17 protein-coding genes and 1 pseudogene are annotated in these 19,791 nt (G+C 65.7%); 5 read left to right on the top strand and 13 right to left on the bottom strand.

The window, feature by feature from the left end; translation table 11 throughout:
* Nucleotides 1-798 precede the first annotated feature (798 nt).
* Complete coding sequence (locus tag RT054_RS09235) at nucleotides 799-2,160, top strand: right-handed parallel beta-helix repeat-containing protein (RefSeq protein ID WP_313023244.1); 1,362 nt, start codon at nucleotides 799-801, stop codon at nucleotides 2,158-2,160.
* Nucleotides 2,157-3,395, top strand: a complete 1,239-nt coding sequence (locus RT054_RS09240; RefSeq protein ID WP_313023245.1) for a hypothetical protein — start codon at nucleotides 2,157-2,159, stop codon at nucleotides 3,393-3,395. Before RT054_RS09235 ends, RT054_RS09240 begins: the two co-directional genes overlap by 4 nt.
* Before the next feature lie 104 nt (nucleotides 3,396-3,499).
* Here RT054_RS09240 and RT054_RS09245 read toward each other — a convergent pair whose 3' ends face one another.
* The 7 genes from RT054_RS09245 to RT054_RS09275 form a co-directional block, all read right to left on the bottom strand.
* Entirely contained in the window at nucleotides 3,500-4,591 is a 1,092-nt protein-coding gene (locus RT054_RS09245; RefSeq protein ID WP_313023247.1) for a glycosyltransferase family 4 protein, read from the bottom strand.
* A 48-nt stretch (nucleotides 4,592-4,639) separates the two neighbouring features.
* Nucleotides 4,640-5,863: an O-antigen ligase family protein gene (locus RT054_RS09250; protein WP_313023249.1), complete on the bottom strand. Its 1,224-nt coding sequence runs from the start codon at nucleotides 5,861-5,863 to the stop codon at nucleotides 4,640-4,642.
* A 102-nt stretch (nucleotides 5,864-5,965) separates the two neighbouring features.
* Complete coding sequence (locus tag RT054_RS09255) at nucleotides 5,966-6,928, bottom strand: Wzz/FepE/Etk N-terminal domain-containing protein (RefSeq protein WP_313023250.1); 963 nt, start codon at nucleotides 6,926-6,928, stop codon at nucleotides 5,966-5,968.
* Between the two features lie 621 nt (nucleotides 6,929-7,549).
* A complete protein-coding gene (locus tag RT054_RS09260) occupies nucleotides 7,550-8,353 on the bottom strand; it encodes a GT-D fold domain-containing glycosyltransferase (protein WP_313023251.1) in 804 nt (267 codons plus the stop codon).
* Between the two features lie 80 nt (nucleotides 8,354-8,433).
* On the bottom strand, nucleotides 8,434-9,576 hold the full coding sequence (locus RT054_RS09265; protein ID WP_313023253.1) for a glycosyltransferase: 1,143 nt from the start codon (nucleotides 9,574-9,576) through the stop codon (nucleotides 8,434-8,436).
* Between the two features lie 121 nt (nucleotides 9,577-9,697).
* Complete coding sequence (locus tag RT054_RS09270) at nucleotides 9,698-10,675, bottom strand: glycosyltransferase (protein WP_313023254.1); 978 nt, start codon at nucleotides 10,673-10,675, stop codon at nucleotides 9,698-9,700.
* A gap of 10 nt (nucleotides 10,676-10,685) precedes the next feature.
* Complete coding sequence (locus RT054_RS09275; RefSeq protein WP_313023255.1) at nucleotides 10,686-11,909, bottom strand: glycosyltransferase family 4 protein; 1,224 nt, start codon at nucleotides 11,907-11,909, stop codon at nucleotides 10,686-10,688.
* Nucleotides 11,910-12,186: 277 nt separating this feature from the next.
* Here RT054_RS09275 and RT054_RS09280 point away from each other — a divergent pair, with 277 nt between their 5' ends.
* Both RT054_RS09280 and RT054_RS09285 read left to right on the top strand, forming a co-directional pair.
* A complete protein-coding gene (locus tag RT054_RS09280) occupies nucleotides 12,187-13,644 on the top strand; it encodes a right-handed parallel beta-helix repeat-containing protein (protein WP_313023257.1) in 1,458 nt (485 codons plus the stop codon).
* Nucleotides 13,645-13,975: 331 nt separating this feature from the next.
* Complete coding sequence (locus RT054_RS09285) at nucleotides 13,976-14,302, top strand: transposase (RefSeq protein WP_396837253.1); 327 nt, start codon at nucleotides 13,976-13,978, stop codon at nucleotides 14,300-14,302.
* Nucleotides 14,303-14,451: 149 nt separating this feature from the next.
* Here the strand turns inward: RT054_RS09285 and RT054_RS09290 are convergent, their stop codons facing one another.
* The 4 genes and pseudogenes from RT054_RS09290 to RT054_RS09305 form a co-directional block, all read right to left on the bottom strand.
* Nucleotides 14,452-15,342 (bottom strand): WecB/TagA/CpsF family glycosyltransferase, encoded by an 891-nt coding sequence (locus RT054_RS09290; RefSeq protein WP_313023258.1) that lies wholly within the window; start codon nucleotides 15,340-15,342, stop codon nucleotides 14,452-14,454.
* 461 nt (nucleotides 15,343-15,803) lie between these two features.
* Nucleotides 15,804-15,950, bottom strand: coding sequence for a hypothetical protein (locus RT054_RS09295; RefSeq protein WP_313023350.1), 147 nt, complete (start codon nucleotides 15,948-15,950; stop codon nucleotides 15,804-15,806).
* Nucleotides 15,883-16,161, bottom strand: coding sequence for an ATP-binding protein (locus RT054_RS09300; protein ID WP_313023351.1), 279 nt, complete (start codon nucleotides 16,159-16,161; stop codon nucleotides 15,883-15,885). The genes RT054_RS09295 and RT054_RS09300 overlap by 68 nt, the downstream gene beginning before the upstream one ends.
* A gap of 305 nt (nucleotides 16,162-16,466) precedes the next feature.
* Nucleotides 16,467-16,553 (bottom strand): annotated as a pseudogene (locus tag RT054_RS09305) (NAD-dependent epimerase/dehydratase family protein); the annotation flags it as partial.
* 75 nt (nucleotides 16,554-16,628) lie between these two features.
* On the opposite strand from RT054_RS09305, the gene rfbA reads away from it, so the two are divergent.
* Complete coding sequence (gene rfbA, locus RT054_RS09310) at nucleotides 16,629-17,498, top strand: glucose-1-phosphate thymidylyltransferase RfbA (protein ID WP_313023259.1); 870 nt, start codon at nucleotides 16,629-16,631, stop codon at nucleotides 17,496-17,498.
* A gap of 63 nt (nucleotides 17,499-17,561) precedes the next feature.
* Here rfbA and RT054_RS09315 read toward each other — a convergent pair whose 3' ends face one another.
* Together RT054_RS09315 and RT054_RS09320 are read right to left on the bottom strand one after the other, a co-directional pair.
* The gene (locus RT054_RS09315; protein WP_313023261.1) at nucleotides 17,562-19,526 is read right to left on the bottom strand and encodes an asparagine synthase-related protein; all 1,965 of its coding nucleotides are present in this window, start codon (nucleotides 19,524-19,526) and stop codon (nucleotides 17,562-17,564) included.
* A 10-nt stretch (nucleotides 19,527-19,536) separates the two neighbouring features.
* Nucleotides 19,537-19,782, bottom strand: a complete 246-nt coding sequence (locus RT054_RS09320) for a hypothetical protein (RefSeq protein WP_312722018.1) — start codon at nucleotides 19,780-19,782, stop codon at nucleotides 19,537-19,539.
* Nucleotides 19,783-19,791: the final 9 nt, after the last annotated feature.

Below are 19,791 nucleotides of genomic sequence, written 5' to 3' on the forward strand. Positions count from 1 at the left end.
ACGATCAACAGAATTCACCGCCACAACGCCACAGAATCAGGACGGTGGATCAGGGTTCAGGTCGGACTGGCTGACGGGTATGCTGCTGGGCGAGCGGACGGACCTAACGGACCTATCGGGGGAAGCGGATGTTGGACACAGCCATCGAGCGCACCAGCATTGTGTGTGTCGCGCCTCGTCCGACGGTCTGTCGACTCGTGACGGGTCAACGGCGCACGAATCAACCGGACACCACATGGGCAGCGGTTTGCCGCCAGTTCTCCCAGCAACCAGAGCGAGGCCCGGCATGGTGAGCGCGAACACGGTTGACGAGTCATCGAAGGCCAAGGGGGAGGCGCCGACAGCAGCCCACGGCGGCCGCACCGGGCACGCCTTCGGTTGTCCGGACCGAAGCACCGATGTCGTGACTCACCCGCGCAGGTACCGCGCATCCGGCGCATCCGTCCGCGCCGTCGCGGCCCCCGAGCCACTGATGGCAAGCCTGCAAGCTCATCTGGCAGCCGGACTTCGGGGGCCACGATCTGTGACTTACGGCCTTCGCTGCGCCCGCATGGTAGCCGCTGCGTGACCCCCCGCCCTGGCCACACCCGTCGATCGGTCGTAGCCGTGTTCGTCGCCCTCCTCGGGCTCGTGTTCGTGGGAAGTTGCACGGGCGGAGGTGAGCCGGCACCGCCGTCCACGAGCTCGACCACTCACCCCTGGACGGGGGCTGGAGTACCTTCATCAAGACCCGTGGCGGGCGGCGTCGACGAATCCGTTTGCGATGCTCAGGTCTCTCTCGGTCAGGACCCTTCCCAAGTGCTGGCGCGCTACCCGAAGGGGACTGTGTGCTTCGTCCCAGGCAAGCACTTCCTCTCACAGCCGCTACGCCCCAGCAGCGGCCAGACTATTGCGGGCCTCAAGGGTGCCGTCCTGACCGGAGCGGTACCGGTGGACGGCTGGCGACCGGGGCAGCGACCAGGCACATGGGAGACGCCGATCACCGTAGCTAGCTTGCTCCCTCTCGATAACAATGCTCAGTGTGAAGACGACGTTACGAATACATGTCGCATACGTGAGCAAGTCTTTATCGCCGATCAGCAATTGCGACACGTTACTCAGGAGAAGGAGGTGCAGCCGGGCACGGTGTACATCGATCGACACCGCGGCCGCATCGTCGTTGCGGACAACCCCGTCGCACAGCCGGTCGAAATGTCGAGGGCACCTATGGCCGTGGATGCCACCGCACCCGACGTGACCGTGACTGACCTGGTCGTCGAGAGGTTCGCAAGTCCCGCGCAAATGGGCGCGATTCACCTGGGGCCCGGCGTCCGCGCTAAGCGGTTGGAGGTAAGAAACAACCATGGGGTTGGGGTGAAGTTCGAGCGAGCCGCGGGCGCTTCGCTAGTTGACAGTTTGGTGAGCAACAACGGCCAATTGGGCGTCTCGCAGTATGAATCTCCTCGCGCCACCATACAGGGAAACGAGATACGCGAGAATAACACGGACGGGTTCTGGATCGCCGATTGGGAGTCCGGAGGGATCAAGGTCACGTGGTCGGGAACCACGATTCGGCGGAATCTCATCACCGCGAACCGCGGCGTCGGCATCTGGTGCGACATCGACGTCGTAGACGCGAACATCGACGGCAACGCCGTGATCGACAACTGGACAGACGGCATCCGGTACGAGATCAGCGGCGCAGCGATTATCGCCGGAAACCTGCTTCAGGGGAATGGTCATCAGGCTGGGCGCGGGCTCGGCACGGGGATCTGGGACGGCGGGGGACTCACCATCAACACCTCCCGTGACATCCTCGTGAAGGGCAACACCCTCGTCGGCAACCTCAACGGCATCTCCGTGCAGGCCCGTCACCGGGGTGAGGGCAAGCTTGGGCGCTGGGTGATCTCCGATGTGAAAGTGGAGGGCAATGTGGTCGACATCTCGGCGGGCCAAGCAACGGGGTTCGTCGCCGAGCCTGGCCTCGAGGACGCCTCCGCGTCGGTGACGTTCTCCGGCAACACGTACATGGGGGGCGGGGGGGACGCCACCTGGGTATGGCTGGACGAAGCGCTCACGAGGGAGCAATGGAAGATCTCTCACGAAAGTGACTTGCGAACCGCGCCCCACGCGCGATCGGCGGGGCCAGATTTCGCTCGCGTGATGACGGATTCGCCGTGAAGGTCTCCGGAGTCGTGCACGGCCGGGCGGCCCGCATCGGGTTCGGCGTCATCGATCAGGCGATCTGCAGCCTAACCAACTTCTTCGTGCAGATTCTCGTGGCAAGATCCACGTCCATAGAGGCGTTCGGCGCCTTCGCGCTCGCGTTCACCGCGTATACTCTAGCGGTCACGATCTGCCGCAGTCTCTCAACCGAGCCCCTTACAGTTCGGTACCCCGTACGCGGTGTGGAAGAACAGCGGCATGCCGCTGGATCCGTCGCTGGCACCGCCGTCACCCTGGGGCTACTGATCTTGCTTGCCTGTGGGCTCGTGTCGTTCGTAGTTCCGGATCAGTATCGTCTTATGGTGTTGGCGATGGGGGCGGTCATGCCCGCGCTCCTGTTGCAGGATGCTTGGCGGTTCATCTTCTTGGCCCTGGGAGCCCCCGCGAGAGCGGTACTCAACGATGGCGTCTGGCTGGTCTCCTCGACGTTGGGCCTGCTTATCGCGTCCCGCGTGACGTCTGAGGCATACGTATTTCTCCTGGTGTGGGGTTCGGCGGCGGGTCTGGCGGCCCTGATCGGGATCGCGCAGGCCCGGGTGATCCCGGCCGCGCGGCGCACGCTCTCGTGGTTGCGCCAGCACGGCGACTTGATTTCCCGCTACCTAGGAGAGTCGATCGTGGTAAGTGGCGGCGCACAATTGCAGGTGATTCTGCTGAGCGCGGTCGCAGGGCTTGGAGCCCTCGGGCAGTTCCGACTCATCGGAGTGGCGATGGGCCCGATCAACATCCTCGTTGTGGGCCTGACGGCCGCCATGGTGCCTGAGGCGGTGAGGTCGCTCGACAAGGGCCAGCGCTTCCTCGACCGGACGGTTCTTGCCGCTTCGCTGGTGCTTGCAGCCGCCGCAGGCGTCTGGGGGCTAGCGGTCGGATCATTACCGCGAGAGTGGACGTCCTGGCTGGTGGGTGACGCCTGGGTGGCAGCTGCCTCCCTGTTGCTTCCAGCGACCGTGGCGTATGTCATCGGTGGCTTGCAGGGCGGTGCAACGATGGGACTCCGGGTTCTGCAGAGGGCGAACACGAGTTTGGTGATTCGCGCTGTCACGTCGTTGGCGTTCGGTCTCTCTGGGTTAGGCGGTTTCGTTGGTGGAGCCATGGGTGCGTCTTGGGCGAATGCGGGCGTGACCCTCCTGTCAGCGGTGCTCTGGTGGCTCGCGTATCGGTCTGCATCGATTCATGCCAGGGTGGGTTGAACTCATGCCTCAGCGTTCGACCTGTCCCCTGCTTGGAAGAACCCCATTTTGTCGATAGAGATCTACTGGCCCGGATATGTTCCGAGACTGATCGCACATCCCGTTCAGGCCATAACCATATCGAGGATGCGGGGAATGTTCAGGTCCGCATTGTAGTGGGCTTCGGCGTGCCGTCGTGAGTTCATCCCCCATGCAGCCAGGCTATGTTGGCCGCTGATGATCGTATCGAGCGCAGCCGTCAGCCCGATAGGGTCATCAGGTTCAAAGAGTAGCCCGTTCCAGCCAGGGATCACCATCTCCGGGATTGCCCCAACTCTGGAAGCGACGACGGGCAACGCCTGCGACATCGCCTCGATGATAACAAAGGCCGTAGTGTCGTACCGGGTCGGATGGACAAATAGATCGAACTGCGGAAAAGCCTGTGCCAGTAGCTCCTCACGAGGCATAAGGGGCAGGAATTCGATGTCTTGAAGTCCTGGGATATGGTACCTAGGTTCCGTGACGATTAGGAGCCGCAGTTTGCCCTTGAAGTGCTTCTGATGCTCCTCCACGAGCATCGGGCCCCCTTTGCCGGGAAAATCCCCGCCCACGAATCCCGCGACTGGCATATCCGCACGACGATGTCCGTCTCTCGCCGGCAGGCTCGGCATGTCAGTGCAGTTGCGGATTACGACAACCTTGGCCGCATCGATTCCGTAATCGTTGATGACTGATTCCGCGGCCCAGTCGCAGAACGAGATGATCAAGTCCGAGTCGCGGAAAATGCTCCTCTCAACCCGGAGGGCGGGTTCGAACAGGGGATTGCGCCTGAAGCGCACGTCCCCGAACGACAGTGACCACGTGGCATCGACCGACGCGATGCGACGCCCGCTGGTAAGTGATGCCAAGCCGTACCCAGCATTGTGAGTGTGAATATAGACGCCGTCCCATTCTCGCCCCGGATGCATCCTGTGCAGGAGATCGTCGCGCTGCATACCTCTATAGAGCATCTGCCGCAACGCCCATTGATCCAGGCCGTGGCGCTGCAGACCAGGAATCCTCGGGCGCAGAATCTCGTAGGGGCGCAACGGCCTACCTGTCCTGGGGAGCGGGAGGAACTCGTAGTCGATGCGGTTCTGCTTCTCGAGGGCCTTGCGCAGGAGGGCCGCGTGAGTGACGTGCCCCATGAAGTCCTCGTAGACGAATAGGTGGGTCACGATCTAGCTCCATTCATGGGAGAGTCCGGGGCTGAAAGGGCGGATTCGTTAGTCCGCCTCTTTCTCTCCGGGTGGCTCGGTGCGATGCACCGTGGCGATAGTGACGGCGGCGAGCAGGTGCATGGTGAGCGAAGATAGGTCGGACAGGCCGGTCTCAGTGATCGTGGCAAGGGTCGCATAAAGCAGCAGGAAGACGCTCACGGCCTTCGCACCGCTCGCGGGGCACCGCAGCACCGCCCACCAGGCCAAGGCGAGGGCACCAGCAACGATCGTGAGTCCGACGTATCCGCTCTCCCAGTACAGCGAGTACCAGGTACTGTCGATCGCCATCGGACCGAATGCTCCGTCGGAGCGTCGCATCAGGACGCTCTTGTCCCCAAGGCCGTGACCGAGCCATCGCTGCATCGAGGACAGCTCGGCGAGGCGGATGAACTGCCAGGCGCTCGTGCGACCAGTGAGGGTCGTGAGCTGTTCCGAACTCTGACCGCGACCTAGCCAGGTGAGCACCGCACCGGCGAACATGCCCGCGAGCACCATCCCGGACCCCACAATGCCCAAGCCGATGCGCGATGCGCGCTGGCGGGCGGTGAGTGTGAAGGCGAGCACGATGCATAACGTTGCCGCCAATGCCGGGGTACGGCTGTTGCTACCGATGAGCAGCCATGACCCCAGCGCAACGCAGAGCATGGCTGGCGGCCATGTGAGGTGCCGGTACAGCAGCAACAACAACGCGAGAGCAAGCACTATGGCCCCTACTTCACCCACCCTGGAGGGAGTCAGGGGAAGGATGAGTCCCTGCAGTCGCTGCCCCGCATCCGGGCTCGACGACTCGGGGTCGAGTCCGTGATAGGCACGTCCTGGTCGCACTAGGGCACCCAACGCAACGGTGGCACCAATGACGACATGCCCGACGAGGTGCCACTGCGCCAACTTGAGCGGTGATCGCACTAGATGGGGGATCAACAGGATAGGGGTGCCCACGCCGATCGCTATGCGCGCGGCGCGAGCCAGTGCCACGAACGGCGACCCGCTGGTGAACAGCGAGGCAAGCCCGCAGAACGCTGCGTAGAGGAGCAACGCTGCGATTGCCGACGGCACGATGAGGCTGGCCTTCCCGGGCAGCAGCAACAGCGCGGCGATTGCGCACAAGAGAACGAGGATGAACTTGCCGGCTACGCCGCTTCCGTCCTGGCCGGGCCACGGTTGGACTCCCAGGAGCATGAGGACCCAAACCAGGCACGGGAGCAGATCATGTCGGGAAAACCCTGGCATGGGCGTCATGGTCAGTACATGCGACGGCGTCTGGCCGAGGCGGTGGCCGCTTCGACCACGCACTGCTGAAGAGCCAAACGCTCCGGATGCGTTTGGCATATCTCAACGCCGCGCCCGACTGTCAGCCGGCCCATTCGTCGGGCCCGAGGTGGGGGAGAAGTCGGAGCGCGTGGGCGCGGGCCGCTGCGGCCCAGAGTGCAAGACCCGTTCCCCGGCGCTGCCGGCGTGCCCGCGCTGTTGTGCGCGTCGAGTACGCGGACCTGAGACCATTCTCATCAAGCCAACTGCGAGACCCACCAGCCCGCCGGCTATGAGGCCGAATACCAGTATTCGACTCCGCTCAGGGGAGACGACGACACTATTGCTGTGCGCGGGGTGGGTCACGGTCATCCCACCGGTGAAGGAATCGGCGAACGCCTGCACACCGATCGCCTCGGTCTGCACCTCTTGTGCCTGGCGAGACAGGTCTGTCAGCTGCTGCGTGAGCGCTTCGGCGCGCTTGCCAGTGGCGCCTGCAAGCTGCCGCTCCGTCGTAGCCATAGCTACCTTGACTGCTTCCGCCTGCTTGGCGAGGGCCTGCGAGCGGGTGGCGAGCGCAGCCCGGGCGCGCTCAGTGCGATAAGTCGCATACGCGTCGACAAGTGCGTCGGTACGGCGTCGGGCCTGATCGGCGTCGGCACCGCTGGCCTGGAAGGTCAGGACGTTCTCGCCGAGCGGCTCCACCAGGACCCCGTCGCTGAAATTCTCGCTATCCTCGGCCTGGAGGCGAGAATCGGAGGCCGCGATCTCCGCGACCGGCATTCCCGCAGCCAGCCTTGCCTGCACCTCAATGGGGGGTTCGATCCCCAACGGACCGAAAACTGTTCCGGTGTCCTGCAGTCCGAGGTCGCTCGGGACAGCGTAGCCGCCCACGATCACTTGCGCCGACGATGTCCAAGCCTTCGGGGCGAAGTGACTGTAGACGAGAGCGGCGAGCAAGCCGATCACGGCGCACCCCATGATCCACGGCAGACTGGCTGCGGCCCCTCTCTTGACGTCATCCATGGTCAAAGCTGGTGCAGCCATCTCCACTCCATAGCTCTTGGGTGCTTCTAGCATTCGGGGGCATGAACGCCCGTCCTCTGGCCACCTCACGAGTGGACACAGTGCCTAGGCGGGACCACCCTACCCGCATCCATCATCGAGCCCGTGGGGTCTACCGGGGTTTTCTCGCCATGGGCCTGTCGCTCAAGTGGTGTAAGTGGCCTGGTCCCCCGTGGGGGCTGGAGGATTGTCATGACCGAGACTGGAGTTCGCGGAGCCGGCACCGCAGGAGCCGCTTGAGGACGCGTCCTCGGGTGAGTCGTTCGGGCTGTCCCGGGCGCACAACGAGAGTCGCAGCTGGATGCCGGTGACATGACGGCCGCGAACGCGGCCGTCATCCTTCGAGCCGCAGCTGGCCAAGGAGCGGCAACCACGGATGACGAGCACGACCGCGACCCTATCCAGCAGCGGGGTACGTCATCTCACCCCACCAACCCCGTGACCAGCAGCAACACCGACCCCCGCCACCATGATCACCGAACGTGGCACGAGTCAGGAGGAGCGGTATCAAACCTGAGGCGCTTCATTTCGCCATGCCCCCCATTGTCCCGAACGCCCAACCGTGTAGGAACTGACGACATGCCCCACTAGCGCAACGCCCCACTACGTGTGGGAGCCAATCCGAACGATCACCTGCCGTTCGTAGCCGGCGCTCATGGCCTCGTAGGCCTCACTCGCACCGCCAGCCTCGTTGACGTACTTCCCGGGGATCGGGACCTTCGCGGTTGCCCCCATCTTCCACCACGCATACTCGACGTCAACGTGCCCGACGTCCAGTGCCTGGAAGCCCATGTCCGCCAGCTCGGGGACGAGCACCGAGGCTGTGGGACCGAGTGCCAGGAGCAGCAGGTCGCGACGATCCAGTGCGGCCGCCGCTCTCAATACTTCGCCGAAGGTGTCGAAGGCGTTCGTCGAGGGACACAGGATCCGGCGCGTGCTTCGGGCGGTGTCTAGGAGGTCATTCTCGACACCCACTCGGCTCTTCTGTCCCTCGATGAGCACCACGTCACGGTCGGTCCACAGTGATCGGAGTGCCTGCACAACCGGGCGGGCACTCCGCTTCTCTCGAACATCCATATAGAAGCGAGTGACGAGGGCATCCCCGTAGATGCGACCTGGATCGAGGTAGCGCAACCACTGCGATCGGTTGAGCGCCAGCTCCTTACGCCAATAGGCCGCAGCCGCAGGGTTGAACCTCTCCAATTTACCAAAGACGTCGGGTACGCACACCAAGACGTCCGACCTCTGGCCCCTGATCCCTCGTGAGAGGCGCTCAGAGAGTTCGCGTTCAACACGCTGGAAACCGATTGCCTGGCCCCGCATGATCATCAGCTCACCGTCGCCGAAGCGCGCGAGTGAGCAGCCCGTCCGGACCACATGCTCGACGGTCTGCAGGGAGTTGAGCACAGACGGTTGCGGAGAAACCCGGCGTCGCACTCCGTTCACGCTCCGGAAAACGACCTTCGAGATTGGTTCGCGGAACCGTGTCACCGCATCGCTCCCCCTCGTCCCCCCGGAAGTGCCATTGCCTCCGAGTACCAGCGGTCGCACGCGTCCGCGCACCGATCCATCGTGAAGATCGCCCGCGGCTCACGCCGCGGCGGGCACCGGTCGAGCGCACCGGCCAGCTTCTTCGGGATGTTGCCAAGGGGTGGCACGGCGATGCCATGATCCCGACTAATCCAGGCGGGTCCACCGATGTCGAGGCAGACCGTCGGGCAGCCGAGGGAGATTGCCTCTGCGACGGACCATCCGGCCGACTCGTGCCAGGCTGGCGCGAGGTAGGCATCGGCCACGGTGAGGGCTGCCAAGACGTCCTCATGCGGGAGGCGGCCGATGAAGTGGACGCGGTCATCCACGTGGAGCCGTATCGCCAGCTCACGAAGCCGCTCGACACGGGGCCCGTCACCAATGAGGGTGTAGCTCCAACCCGCGCCACCACGTTGGGCTAGCGCGCGGACGCCGAGCTCGATGCCCTTGTAGGCCACGAGTCGCCCAGCGAAGACCGCGTGTCGAAGCCCGTCATCACGCGTCAGGGGTTCGGGGGCGTTGCCGGCTGCAGACCCCTCGATGTCAACCACGGCGTTGCTGGCTACGTGCACGTTAGGCATATATCCAAAGCGGTCGGCTGTGTCCTTGTTCAGACCCACGACCACCGCTGCACCGCGAGCCACGCGGTCACCGAACGCTCTCCGGCACGTCTTCGTCACCACTAGGCGCAGGAGTTCCTCCGGGATGGCGCGCGCCGGCAGCCACCGCAATGCGGTGCGTAGCGGCATCCGGGTACTACCGCCGACGGGGCCCCACACGAGGGGGACGGCACCTAGGCGCGACAACCCCGTGGGCTGCCAGTCACTGGCGAAGGTCGTGTGGTGCGCGACGTCGAAGACCACGAATCGATGCAGGTAGCGTGCCCTCGCTTTGGCCTTCTGCTGCCAAAGCGGGTAATGCCAGTAAAAGTGCAGCCTCTCGGTGACCCGTGAGTCGAGCCGGGGGTCCACGCTGACGTAGACCGGATGAAGCCATCGCGCCAGCTCAGGGTCAGCCTCAAGCTCACGCATGATGTACTCACGCTCGAACGGCTGGGTGATCAGCCACACCTCGTTACGCCGTGCCGCAGCGCTGGCCATCGTCCATCCCGCTCCCGACTCCGACCCGTAACCGGGCCGGCACACGTAAGCGGCCATGACCACCTTCGGTCTCTGCCGGTCGATGCCGTTCCCCTCCCCTGTCATGCGCCACAGCACGCCTTCAACAGCTCGCCCCAGGTTTCATGTCTGCGGCTCCACCGCGCGCAAGCGCGTGGTCGACACGACCAATGTACCAGCGCCAGAACCGGGCCACGCCTGGCAGCCGCATGGTGTGGGTTCGAATCGCCAGCTTACGATTGTCGGGCCACAGCTCCAGCGCTTCGTCAAAGAGCCTTGACGCCGCTTCGTACTCCCCGCTCCTCAAGAATTCCTCCCCCCGCTCAACCAATGCCCGAGGGGACTCGCTCTTCAGTCTACGCGAGAGGTAGTCGCGCTCGTACGGCTCGAGTTTCACGTCAGCACTTTCGGCGAGGCCGAGTAGTACCTCGGCCTCGGACTCGTACACCATGTGCAGGTCTGTGGTCTTACTCTGTTGCCCTTGCCGGTACAAGGCATGCGGCTCCCATTGAGGCACCGCGACCCAGCCCGCGCAGACGGCTCGAAGCCACAGATCCCAGTCCTCCAGGTAGCAGTCAGGGCGGAATCCATTGAGCTCATCCATCATGTCGGCGGGAATAAGCGCGAAAATCGGGAAGAAGTTGGCCTGCATCATCACCCTGCGCTGTTTCCGCCCCAAGGGAAATTGGCGGCTCATGAGCTTCCGGCCGTGCGCGATACCGTTGTTCGTCATCAGATACGCGTTGCCGCCCACGAACCGGCGCCCACCCCCGGCCGCGTGGTAGGCAGAGAGCATCGTCTCGACGTGCGGCGGCAGCAGGATGTCATCTGCGTCGCATAGGGCGATGTACTCCCCTCGGGCCAGCCGCACCGCCGCATTGCGCGCGCACGCGGTTCCTCCGTTTGGTAAGGACATGAACCGGATGGCGTCGCCGAAGCCCTCGCAGATGGCACGCGTGCCATCGGTGGATCCGTCATCAATTACGATTGTCTCTATAGCGGGGTATGTCTGCGTGAGGGCCCCCGCGATAGCCCCACCAATGGTTTTCTCGGCGTTGTATGCCGGAATGATGACACTCACGAGCGAAGGCTCATGCACTGGCATTCCCCTCAACCTCCCGCCCATCATCGGCAGCGTTGCCTCGGCATGCGACGATGGCCTCCCGGTAGATACCTTCCAATAGTTCCATCACGGAATCCTCGCTGAAGAGTGCCAGGTAGCGTTCGCGCCCGGCAGCGCCAAGCCTAATTGACTCGCTCGGTTCAGAGGCGCGACGCGCCGCATCGCGAAATGACTCCCCCGAGCCGAACTCGTACGACACTCCCGCTACGTCGTCACCGATAATCTCAGGCAGAACCCCCATCCGGGGGGCGACCACCGGCACACCGGCGGCCATTGCCTCGACCGCGGACATGCCGAACGTCTCATAGAATTGTGACGGCATCACGACGAGCCGAGCGTCGCGCAGGTACCGGCGGGCCTCGCTGCGGGGCAATGCCCCAGTGAAGTGCACGTCAAGGCGCAACTCAAAAGCGAGACTTTCCAGCTCAGAGCGTAGGACGCCGTCCCCGATCACAAGGAGCGGACCCAACTCGGGTGACCAGTTCCGCAACATCCACTCGGGGCCCTTCTCCGGGGACAAGCGTCCCATGTACAGAGAGTAACTCCCTGGGCCATGTCGGACGGCGGCAGGATCATCCACGAAATGCGGCTTGACCACTACGGACTGAGCGGGTAACCCCCCGCGGACGGCGAGGTCGCGGGAGAAATCACTCATCGCGATGAACCGGTCTACGGACGTCGACCAGGTTCCCAGCGCGCCGTGGAGACCAATCGAGGCTGCCAGCGGCGCAGTAGCCGCGAGTGAGCCTCGGTAGCAGCGGTGCATCACGGCCGCGACCGGCGTTCGGCCCAAACAGTCCTCGCAATGGCGGCCATCGCGCAGCAGTGTTCCTGCTGCGCAAAAGAGGCGGAAGTTGTGCAGCGTGGCTACCACCGCAACCCCTGACCGATGAGCATGCACCAGGGGGGCGACGCTGAGCAGCGGGAACGTGTTGTGTGCATGCACGACATCGGGCTGGAACGATCGCAGAGTGCGACGCATTCCGTCTGCGTCGCGCCGGGACCAGACGACCCGCGCGGGCACTAGCGCCTTGTCGACGAGCGTCATGTCTGCGATGTCGTCGCTGTGCCGCTGCACAAGCAGCACGTCGTGACCGCGGCGACGCAGGGCCGCGAGGTCCTGCTCCACAACTACGTCCTCGCCGCTCGGCTGATTCGTCCGGTACCGGTTGTGCAACAACAAAATTCGCATCAACTCCACCTCGTTTAGCACTCATGGAATGAAGTGGGCCGCGCGCCTGCGACCAGCCCAGCGCCTCGCCGCCACGACGAACTCACTCGGGGTGATTGGAGTTCGAGGACTGGCGAGGCAGCCTTCGACGGAACGGCTTGCAGGAGTAGACGCTACCGATGCCTCAACCTCGAATGCTCGGGAAAGACCGAGCATCGCCGATTGGTGCTTGGACTGGCAGACCATGCCCTCGCATGGCAGCGCCGGACCCGCACCAACTACGAAATGGACCCCCGATATGCGCATCGTGACGCTCGCCCGCCCATTCTGTGTGGGGGCATTGGTCGTGACCAGCTCGATCGCCCTGAACTCGACCTATCCCGCCTCGAACCCTGCCGCCGCTTCCGAAATGGCCCCTTGCACGACGACCGCGCGGCCCGGCGACGACCTCGCTGCCACCCTCGAGGCCCTCCCGAACGGTAGCACGCTCTGCCTCGAGGACGGCATTTACCGCGTGCCCTCGCCGCTACGGCCGAAGGAGAACACAACGATCCGCGGTTCACGCCAAGCACGCTTGTCGGGTGCCATCCCCGTGGACCGGTGGCGCCCCGCAGCAGATGGGCTCTGGTATGCGGACGGCTTCCTCCCGGGCGACTACACCGACTATGCGCCCTGTGAGGACGAAACCGCCAATCTGTGCAACAAGCGTGAACGCCTCTTCGTCGGTGAGAGGAAGCTCCAGCCAGTGCGGCAACTCTCGGACGTGAAGCGCGGTGCGTACTATGCCGACTACGCGAGAAACCGCATCTGGGTCTCCGGCTACTCTAGCCGGAACGTGTATGAGATCGCTCGTGCCGAGGCGGCCATTCAGTCCAACGCCCCCCGCGTCACCCTCGAAGGATTCACCGTCGAACGGTTCGCCACAACTCCCCAGCGTGCCGCCGTCATGGCCGAGGGCAACGCATGGGTCGTTCGGGGCCTGAGGGTGCAACATAACCATGCCAAGGGCATCGGCGTCAATCGAGGCGCCGGGGTGCTTCTGGAAAGGAATGTAGTCGAGCGGAACGGACAGCTCGGCATCGGCGCATGGCTCGCCTCCGAACTGCAGGTCAAGGGAAACCAGGTCACTGGAAATAACACCGATGGCTTCTGGCGGCACGACTGGGAATCGGGCGGGATCAAACTTTTCGAGAGCTCCGGCTCGATCTCCCGAAACACCGTATCCAGCAATAACGGTATCGGCGTATGGGGCGACTACGAGGCGAATGGCGTCACTATCGCCAACAACCTCATCGATGGAAATGCAAGCGACGGAATTCGCTTTGAGATATCGCGTGGCGCCACGATTCGTGGGAATCGCATCACCAACAACGGGCACGGCATCGGTCGAGGGTTGAATAACGGCAGCCCCTGGGTCACTGCAGGATTAGTGCTGAGCACCTCCGAAAGGGTGGAGGTGACGGGAAATCACCTCGCAGGCAACAAGCACACTGTCTCGATTCAGAACCGCGACCGCGGGCAAGGCAAGAACGGCCCGTTCGTGGCGCGAGACATCCTGCTGCAAAGAAACACCTTCCAGCTCCGCACGCTCGAACACTCGATGATCGCTGTGGTGGGTGCGTGGCCCAGCCTTTCTGAGAGTACTGTCACTTTCCGAGACAATACCTACCTGTGGGCTTCGAACAACGAATACCCCTTCGAGGTTCCCGGCGGATGGATGACCAGAGCCATGTGGGCGGCAGCGGGCATGAGCTGATGTCATGAGGATTCAAGGTCGCCTGCGGTCGGCCATTCGCAGGCAGGCTCCTTGCAGCCTGCGGGCGCGAGTGGCGACGATCTGTGGTGACGTGAGCCCGGCGCGGATGTTGGGCGTTCGACGAGCACGTGTGGTATCGCCTCGACCTACGCGTCCGGGGTCCGAAGATGCTCACCGGCATGGTCGACCCGACCCGTGAACAGGACGTCGGGTCCGGGCACGGCTGCTGGACCTGGTTCCGGTCCGGTCGGGGGCCGTGTACGGCGACTGGCTCGCCGCCCACGGCGAATCCATCCGCGACTGAACAGCGCCTTCGGCGCCCACGAACAGCATGTCGAGGTCCAGATCTCCTGGCAGATCGCCCACGACGTCCGAGCCCTGCTCCCGCACCCAACTCAACCAAGGGCCGAGCAGTGACCCAGCGCCTGCTGACGATCCTCCGACCTCCCCGATCCCCGATGGCAAGCCACTGGGACGCACGTTGGGACAATGGACAGAGCGACTGCTCGCGTACTTCACCACCGACGGTGCCTCCGACGGGGGCACCGAAGCCGTCAACGGCCTCATCCAACTCCACCGCCGCATCGACCGAGGCTTCCGCAATCGCGACAATTACCGCCTACGCCGCCTGCTCATCGCCGGCGGCCTCACCCCATGACACATGCTCAAGTCGGAAGGGCCGCATGAGACAGCCTCGCCATACCTGTCTCAACAGGCGTGCCACCTCCCGCCATCACCTGGCCCACACATGCTCGAGCCCAACACGCGCTCAAGACGCGAAACGCGCCTCGACTTGTGAGCGCACACTCAACTGACGGAAGCCCCGGACCCGGCGTCACCGGATCGGGGCGCTGACTCCTCGCTGACCTGGGTCGGTGGATTACGTGCCACCTGCATCAGGAAGGTCGGGATCGCTACGGCGTAGCGCCTCCCGAGTCTGCGAGGCTCCTGACTCAAACGATATGCCCACTCGAGCCCAGCCTGCTGAAGCACCTTAGGGGCACGCTTGACGTCGCCAACGTGGAAGTTGAAAGCCGCACCGACGCCGATCAACACGGGTGCTTGGAGACGCGGACGGAACTCGGCCATCCAGCGCTCCTGCTTTGGCGCCCCCAGGCCCACCCAAACGATGTCGGGCTTCACTGAGTCAATGCGCGAAACGAGTTGGCTCTTCTCGACCTCAGAGAGCTCGCGAAACGGAGGGGACTCGGCGCCTGCGACCGGCAACCCCGGAAAACGTAGGCTCATCTGCTGAGCGAGACGCTGAGCAACTCCTTCCGCGCCGCCGAGGAAGTAGTTCCGCCAGCCTAGGCGGGACGAAGCCAACAGAACCTTCGGCAGAAGATCAGGCCCGCTGACACGTTCTATGTCTACGAACCCCGCCTTCCTGCCGGCCCACACCAAGGGCATACCGTCCGGCACGGTGAGGCCTGACCGATTATAAAAATCCCGGAGGTCTGCATCCTGACTGGCGTGCAGCAAAGCGTTGACATCGCTGACACAGACATATTGGCGCTCTTGGTGGTCTATCCAGTCGCAGATTCTCCATAGGGCGTCATCCGGATCAGTCACGGATACGTGTACGCCGAGGATATCGACGCGGCGATCATGCAAGCGCGGCGACCGCCCATCGGATCGTCCGGCCTTATCGAGGATGCGCCCTTCGGGCACCACCCTTCCGTCCGCTTCGATGCTCACGGTTCCTCCGCTGCTCGTCAACTGACACCGCACGGACGCCCACTGCGATCAGGGCGTAGGTAGTGCGGCCCCATAGTAGCGACTCGTCGCACCGGTGTGGGGCACGAGTCGACCAGCGTTCGGCGCCGCGCGTAGGTCGACTCGTCGACTCTTTGGGGGATTTACGCGTGGGTCAGCAGCGTGGGTGGAGCTGACGGTGGCGGAGCGCGCTCACTCAGGTCGGTCGTACGCCCCGCTGCTGTACTCCACTGCCAAGGCCACCAGGCCGTACACGCCGACAACCCATCAGCCACACCGCCGGGGCTCCTCCCGGGCCGATCCATCCAGCCTTGCCCTGATGACTCTGCCGCCCCCCCGGGGCGCGAACACGCCGCGTGCAACCTGGAGCGACCGGCCCCTTTCGTCCCTTCTGGAAGTGATGGGGCTGGCCGGAAGTCCCCGGGTGGGCTCGTCGAGAGCCCTCACCCTGGCGGTGTCACTGTGGCGGGCGTGGGGTGCTGGTCGCGTCGTGGCGGAGTGTGTCGTTCTTGGCGTGGGTGGTCATGGAGTCGGTAAGAGTCGCCGTCGAGGTTGAGGACGTCGGAGCGGTGGAGGAGGCGCTCGGGCATGGCGGCGACGACGGCGGTGTCGTCGAGGACCTCGCGTCCGGAGGTGACGCCACGGTCGGTGGTCGGTGGTCGGGACAATGCTGCTGTTGAGGTAGCGCTGAGAGACGACCGGGAACAGTGCCGAGGCTGCTTCGCCAGGCAGGGGGAGGTAGTCGAGTTCGTTGATGACCAGCAGGGTGGGTCCGGCGGAGAAGGCATGGTGGTGGCCCATTCGCCCTCGATCGCGGCGTGGTGGCAGCGGCCGGCGAGGGCGGCGGCGGTGGTGACGTAGGTGCGGTAGCCGGCTTCGGCGGCAGCGCGGCCGAGCCCGACCCTCAGATGCGTCTCTCCGACTCCGGGTAGCCGATGAGCAGCACGTTGGTGGCGGACTGCAGGGAGCGGCCCCGCGCGGCCGAGCTCGCCGAGAAGTTGCCCGGTGTCGCCGATCTGCTCGGCGAGGTCGGCGAGGGCATCGCCGTCGAGGGCATGGAGACCCCGCTCGACGTCGTCCCCGGCGGCTCGCACGTCGTGCTCCTCGACCCCGTCGTCGGTGTGGTCGAGGACGTGACGGACGAAGTTGGAACCGATGAAACCGGCGCCGCCGGTCACGAGGAGTCTCGTCATGTCGGCCACCCTAGGGACGCCCCGGCGCGAGGACATCCCCGAGCGGGTCGCCCGAAGATCCGTGAGGATCACGTCATGCGCGGCATCATCCTCGCCGGGGGGACCGGCTCACGACTGCACCCCATCACCCACGGGATCAGCAAGCAGCTCGTCCCTCTCTACGACAAGCCGATGATCTACTACCCGCTCACCACCCTCATCCTCGCGGGCATCCGCGAGGTGCTGGTCATCACGACCCCGCACGAGGCATGCGGGTTCGAGCGGCTGCTGGGCGACGGGTCGCGCTTCGGCATCTCCCTGGCCTACGAGCGCCAACCGTCCCCCGACGGCCTCGCGCAGGCGTTCACGATCGGTGCGGACTTCATCGGCGGCGAGGAGGTCTGCCTCGTCCTCGGTGACAACGTCTTCTACGGCCCGGGTCTCGGCACCCAGCTCGCGCGCCTGCGTGGACTGACGGGTGGGGTGATCTTCGCCTCCTGGGTCGCCGATCCGGGTGCCTACGGGGTCGTCGAGTTCGCCGCCGACGGCACTGTCGTCGGCATCGAGGAGAAGCCCGCCGACCCGAGGTCGCACTACGCGGTCCCCGGCCTGTACTTCTACGACAACGACGTCGTCGAGATCGCTCGGGGCCTCATCCCCTCCGGTCGCGGTGAGTACGAGATCACCGATGTCAACCGTGCCTACCTGGCGCGAGGCGCGCTCCGGGTCGAGGTCCTGCCGCGTGGCACGGCCTGGCTCGACACCGGCACGTTCGACGCGCTCAACGACGCGGGCAACTTCGTGCGCACCCTGCAGGCCCGTCAGGGGCTGCAGGTCGGGTGTCCCGAGGAGGCCTCCTGGCGGATGGGATTCCTCGACGACGACGGACTGCTCGCCCGCGCCGACGCCCTCACGCGGTCCGGCTACGGCGACTACCTCCGCGGACTCGTCCACGACGGTCGTTGAGGCGACCCCGCGTCACCGAATCGACCACCTCGCACGCGCGCGTCGAACGCTGCGGCCCTGCCCTCAGCCGTCCGCCAGCACGCCGAGTGAGGCGGCGAGGGTGAGGAGTTCGGACTCCGCCTCGCCACACGTCCCCGCGCCGCGTACGGCCTCGAGCCGCCGGGCGAGCGCGGCGACGTCGATGACCTCGTCGGGAGCCCGGAGCGCGAGGGACGCGAGTCGCTCGAACTGGCCCGGGTCGCGCATGACGAATCCCACGTCGACGCGGAACGCCGCCTTGGCGAACCCGAGCCCGGCGAGCGCGGGTCGACACTCCGCCAACCGGGGGAGCAGCGCGCGCACCGGCACCTTGCCCTCGGAGATCCGCACGAACTGCGACACCGGACGCGACAACGCCCAGTCCGCCACCGGCGAGGCGAGGTAGGGAGGGCGCAGTTCCACCCCCTCCTCCATCCACGCGTGATCGCCCTGCACGGTGAGCAGGTACGCCCCGAGGAGGTGCTCGACGTCGAGGCGGCGCCGGATCTCCGAGGGATCGAGCGCGTCGTCGTCCGTCGTCGGCGGCGGGGCCGGGTCGAGGATCGCCTCGCGCCAGGGTGACCGGAGGATCTCCGCGACGGGCCGCAGGATGTCGAGGCGTCGGGCGCCCGCGCCGCCGGAGAACGCGACGAGGCCACGCCAGTAGGACCTCGCCCACACCGCCCCACGCTCGGCGCCGAACTCGGGCGCCCCGAAACGCCCCCACGGCAGCCGTGTCGGATCCCCGAACGCGCCCGCCCGGGCCGCGAGCAGACGATAGGAGTCGTACCCCGCGAACAACTCGTCCGCCCCCTCGCCCGAGAGCACCCCGCGGATGCCCTCGCGCCGCGCGCGTCGCGCGAGCACCGTCATCCCCACCGGGCCGAGCCGCACGAGTGGCATCCGGCGCGTGGACACGTACTGGACGAGCCCGTCGACGACCTCGGCGGGGGTGAGTTCGTGCTGCACGACGGACATGTCCAGGGCGGCCGCGACCTCACGCTGCCGCTCCCCGACGAGGTCGTCCCCCTCCAGGCACAGGGCGAGGGCGAGGTCGGCGCCCTCCTCGCGGGCGAAGCCGCCGAGGATCGTCGAGTCGATCCCTCCCGACAGCAGCGGGGCCACTGTGCCCGTCGACCTCAGCCGGACGCGGACCGATCGCCGCACCGCGTCCTCCAGAGCGTCCATGGCGGCAACGTCGACGAGGGAGGGTCCGTCGACCGCGGCGTCCTCCATCGCGGCCCGAGGCGTGGCGTCGGTGGCGACACGGCCGTGGGCGACGCGGGCGACGGCCTCCTGGTCGGCCTCCCCGTTCACGTCCCGAGGAAGGGGGACGGAGCCCCCCGCGGCCACCTGGACCCGGGCGCCGATCGGCTCGCACCAGCGAGCCGGGACGGCGGACACGCCGGACGCCACGTCGACCGTGACGACGTGTCCCGGCCGTACCTGGTGGACGCCGGCGTAGGGGGAGAGGTCACCGGTCGGAGCCCAGTCGGTGAGGATCGCGGTGAGGCCGTCGGCGTCGATCGTGGCGTCGGTCCCCCGCAGCGCGAGGACGGCCCGGAGGTCGGAGCCCGCCGCGACTCCGCCCGGCGTCTCCGCCCAGTACAGCGGCGCGATGCCGAACCGGTCGCGGGCGAGCAGCGTGGGGGAGTCCGGTGTGCTCCGGGTGATGAGGGCGAACTGCCCGTCGACGTGCCGGAGGAACTCCGGCCCGCGCTCGCGGACGCCGGCGAGGAGGACCTCGACCTCGGAGGCACCGGGTCGTCGAAGCACGCCCTGCAGCTCGGTGAGGTTGAACAGTTCCCCGTTGAAGGCCGCCGCGCCGCCCTCGCCGTCGACGAACGGTTGCCACGGCGACCCCTCGTCCCAGTGCGCGAGCCGTGAGGCGAGCAGGAGCAGCGAGTCGTCGGACCACCGCGCCGCACCGTCGGGTCCGCGGTCGGCGATGGCCCGCAGTGCCGCGTCGGCATCGACCCCCTCGTGCGGAGTGCCGACGAGTGCCGCCACCCCGCACACGTCAGGCCCGCTCGTACAGCGCGTGGATCGTGCCGAGGTTGCGGAAGTCGGTGGCCTCCGCCGCGTCGAACGCCTCCTCGTCGCCGCTCGCGTCGATGAGGGTCTCGAGGATCGCGACGATCGACAACGAGTCCAGCACCCCGGCTCTCGCGAGATCGTCCGCGCCCCGCACCGTCTCGGCGTCGTGGGCGTAGAACACGTTGTCGAGAAGCTCCTGCTCGACCTCTCCCCAGGTGCGCTTGCTCATGTCATCTCT

It is taken from the genome of Mobilicoccus sp. (assembly GCF_032060985.1).
GTDB lineage: Bacteria > Actinomycetota > Actinomycetes > Actinomycetales > Dermatophilaceae > Mobilicoccus.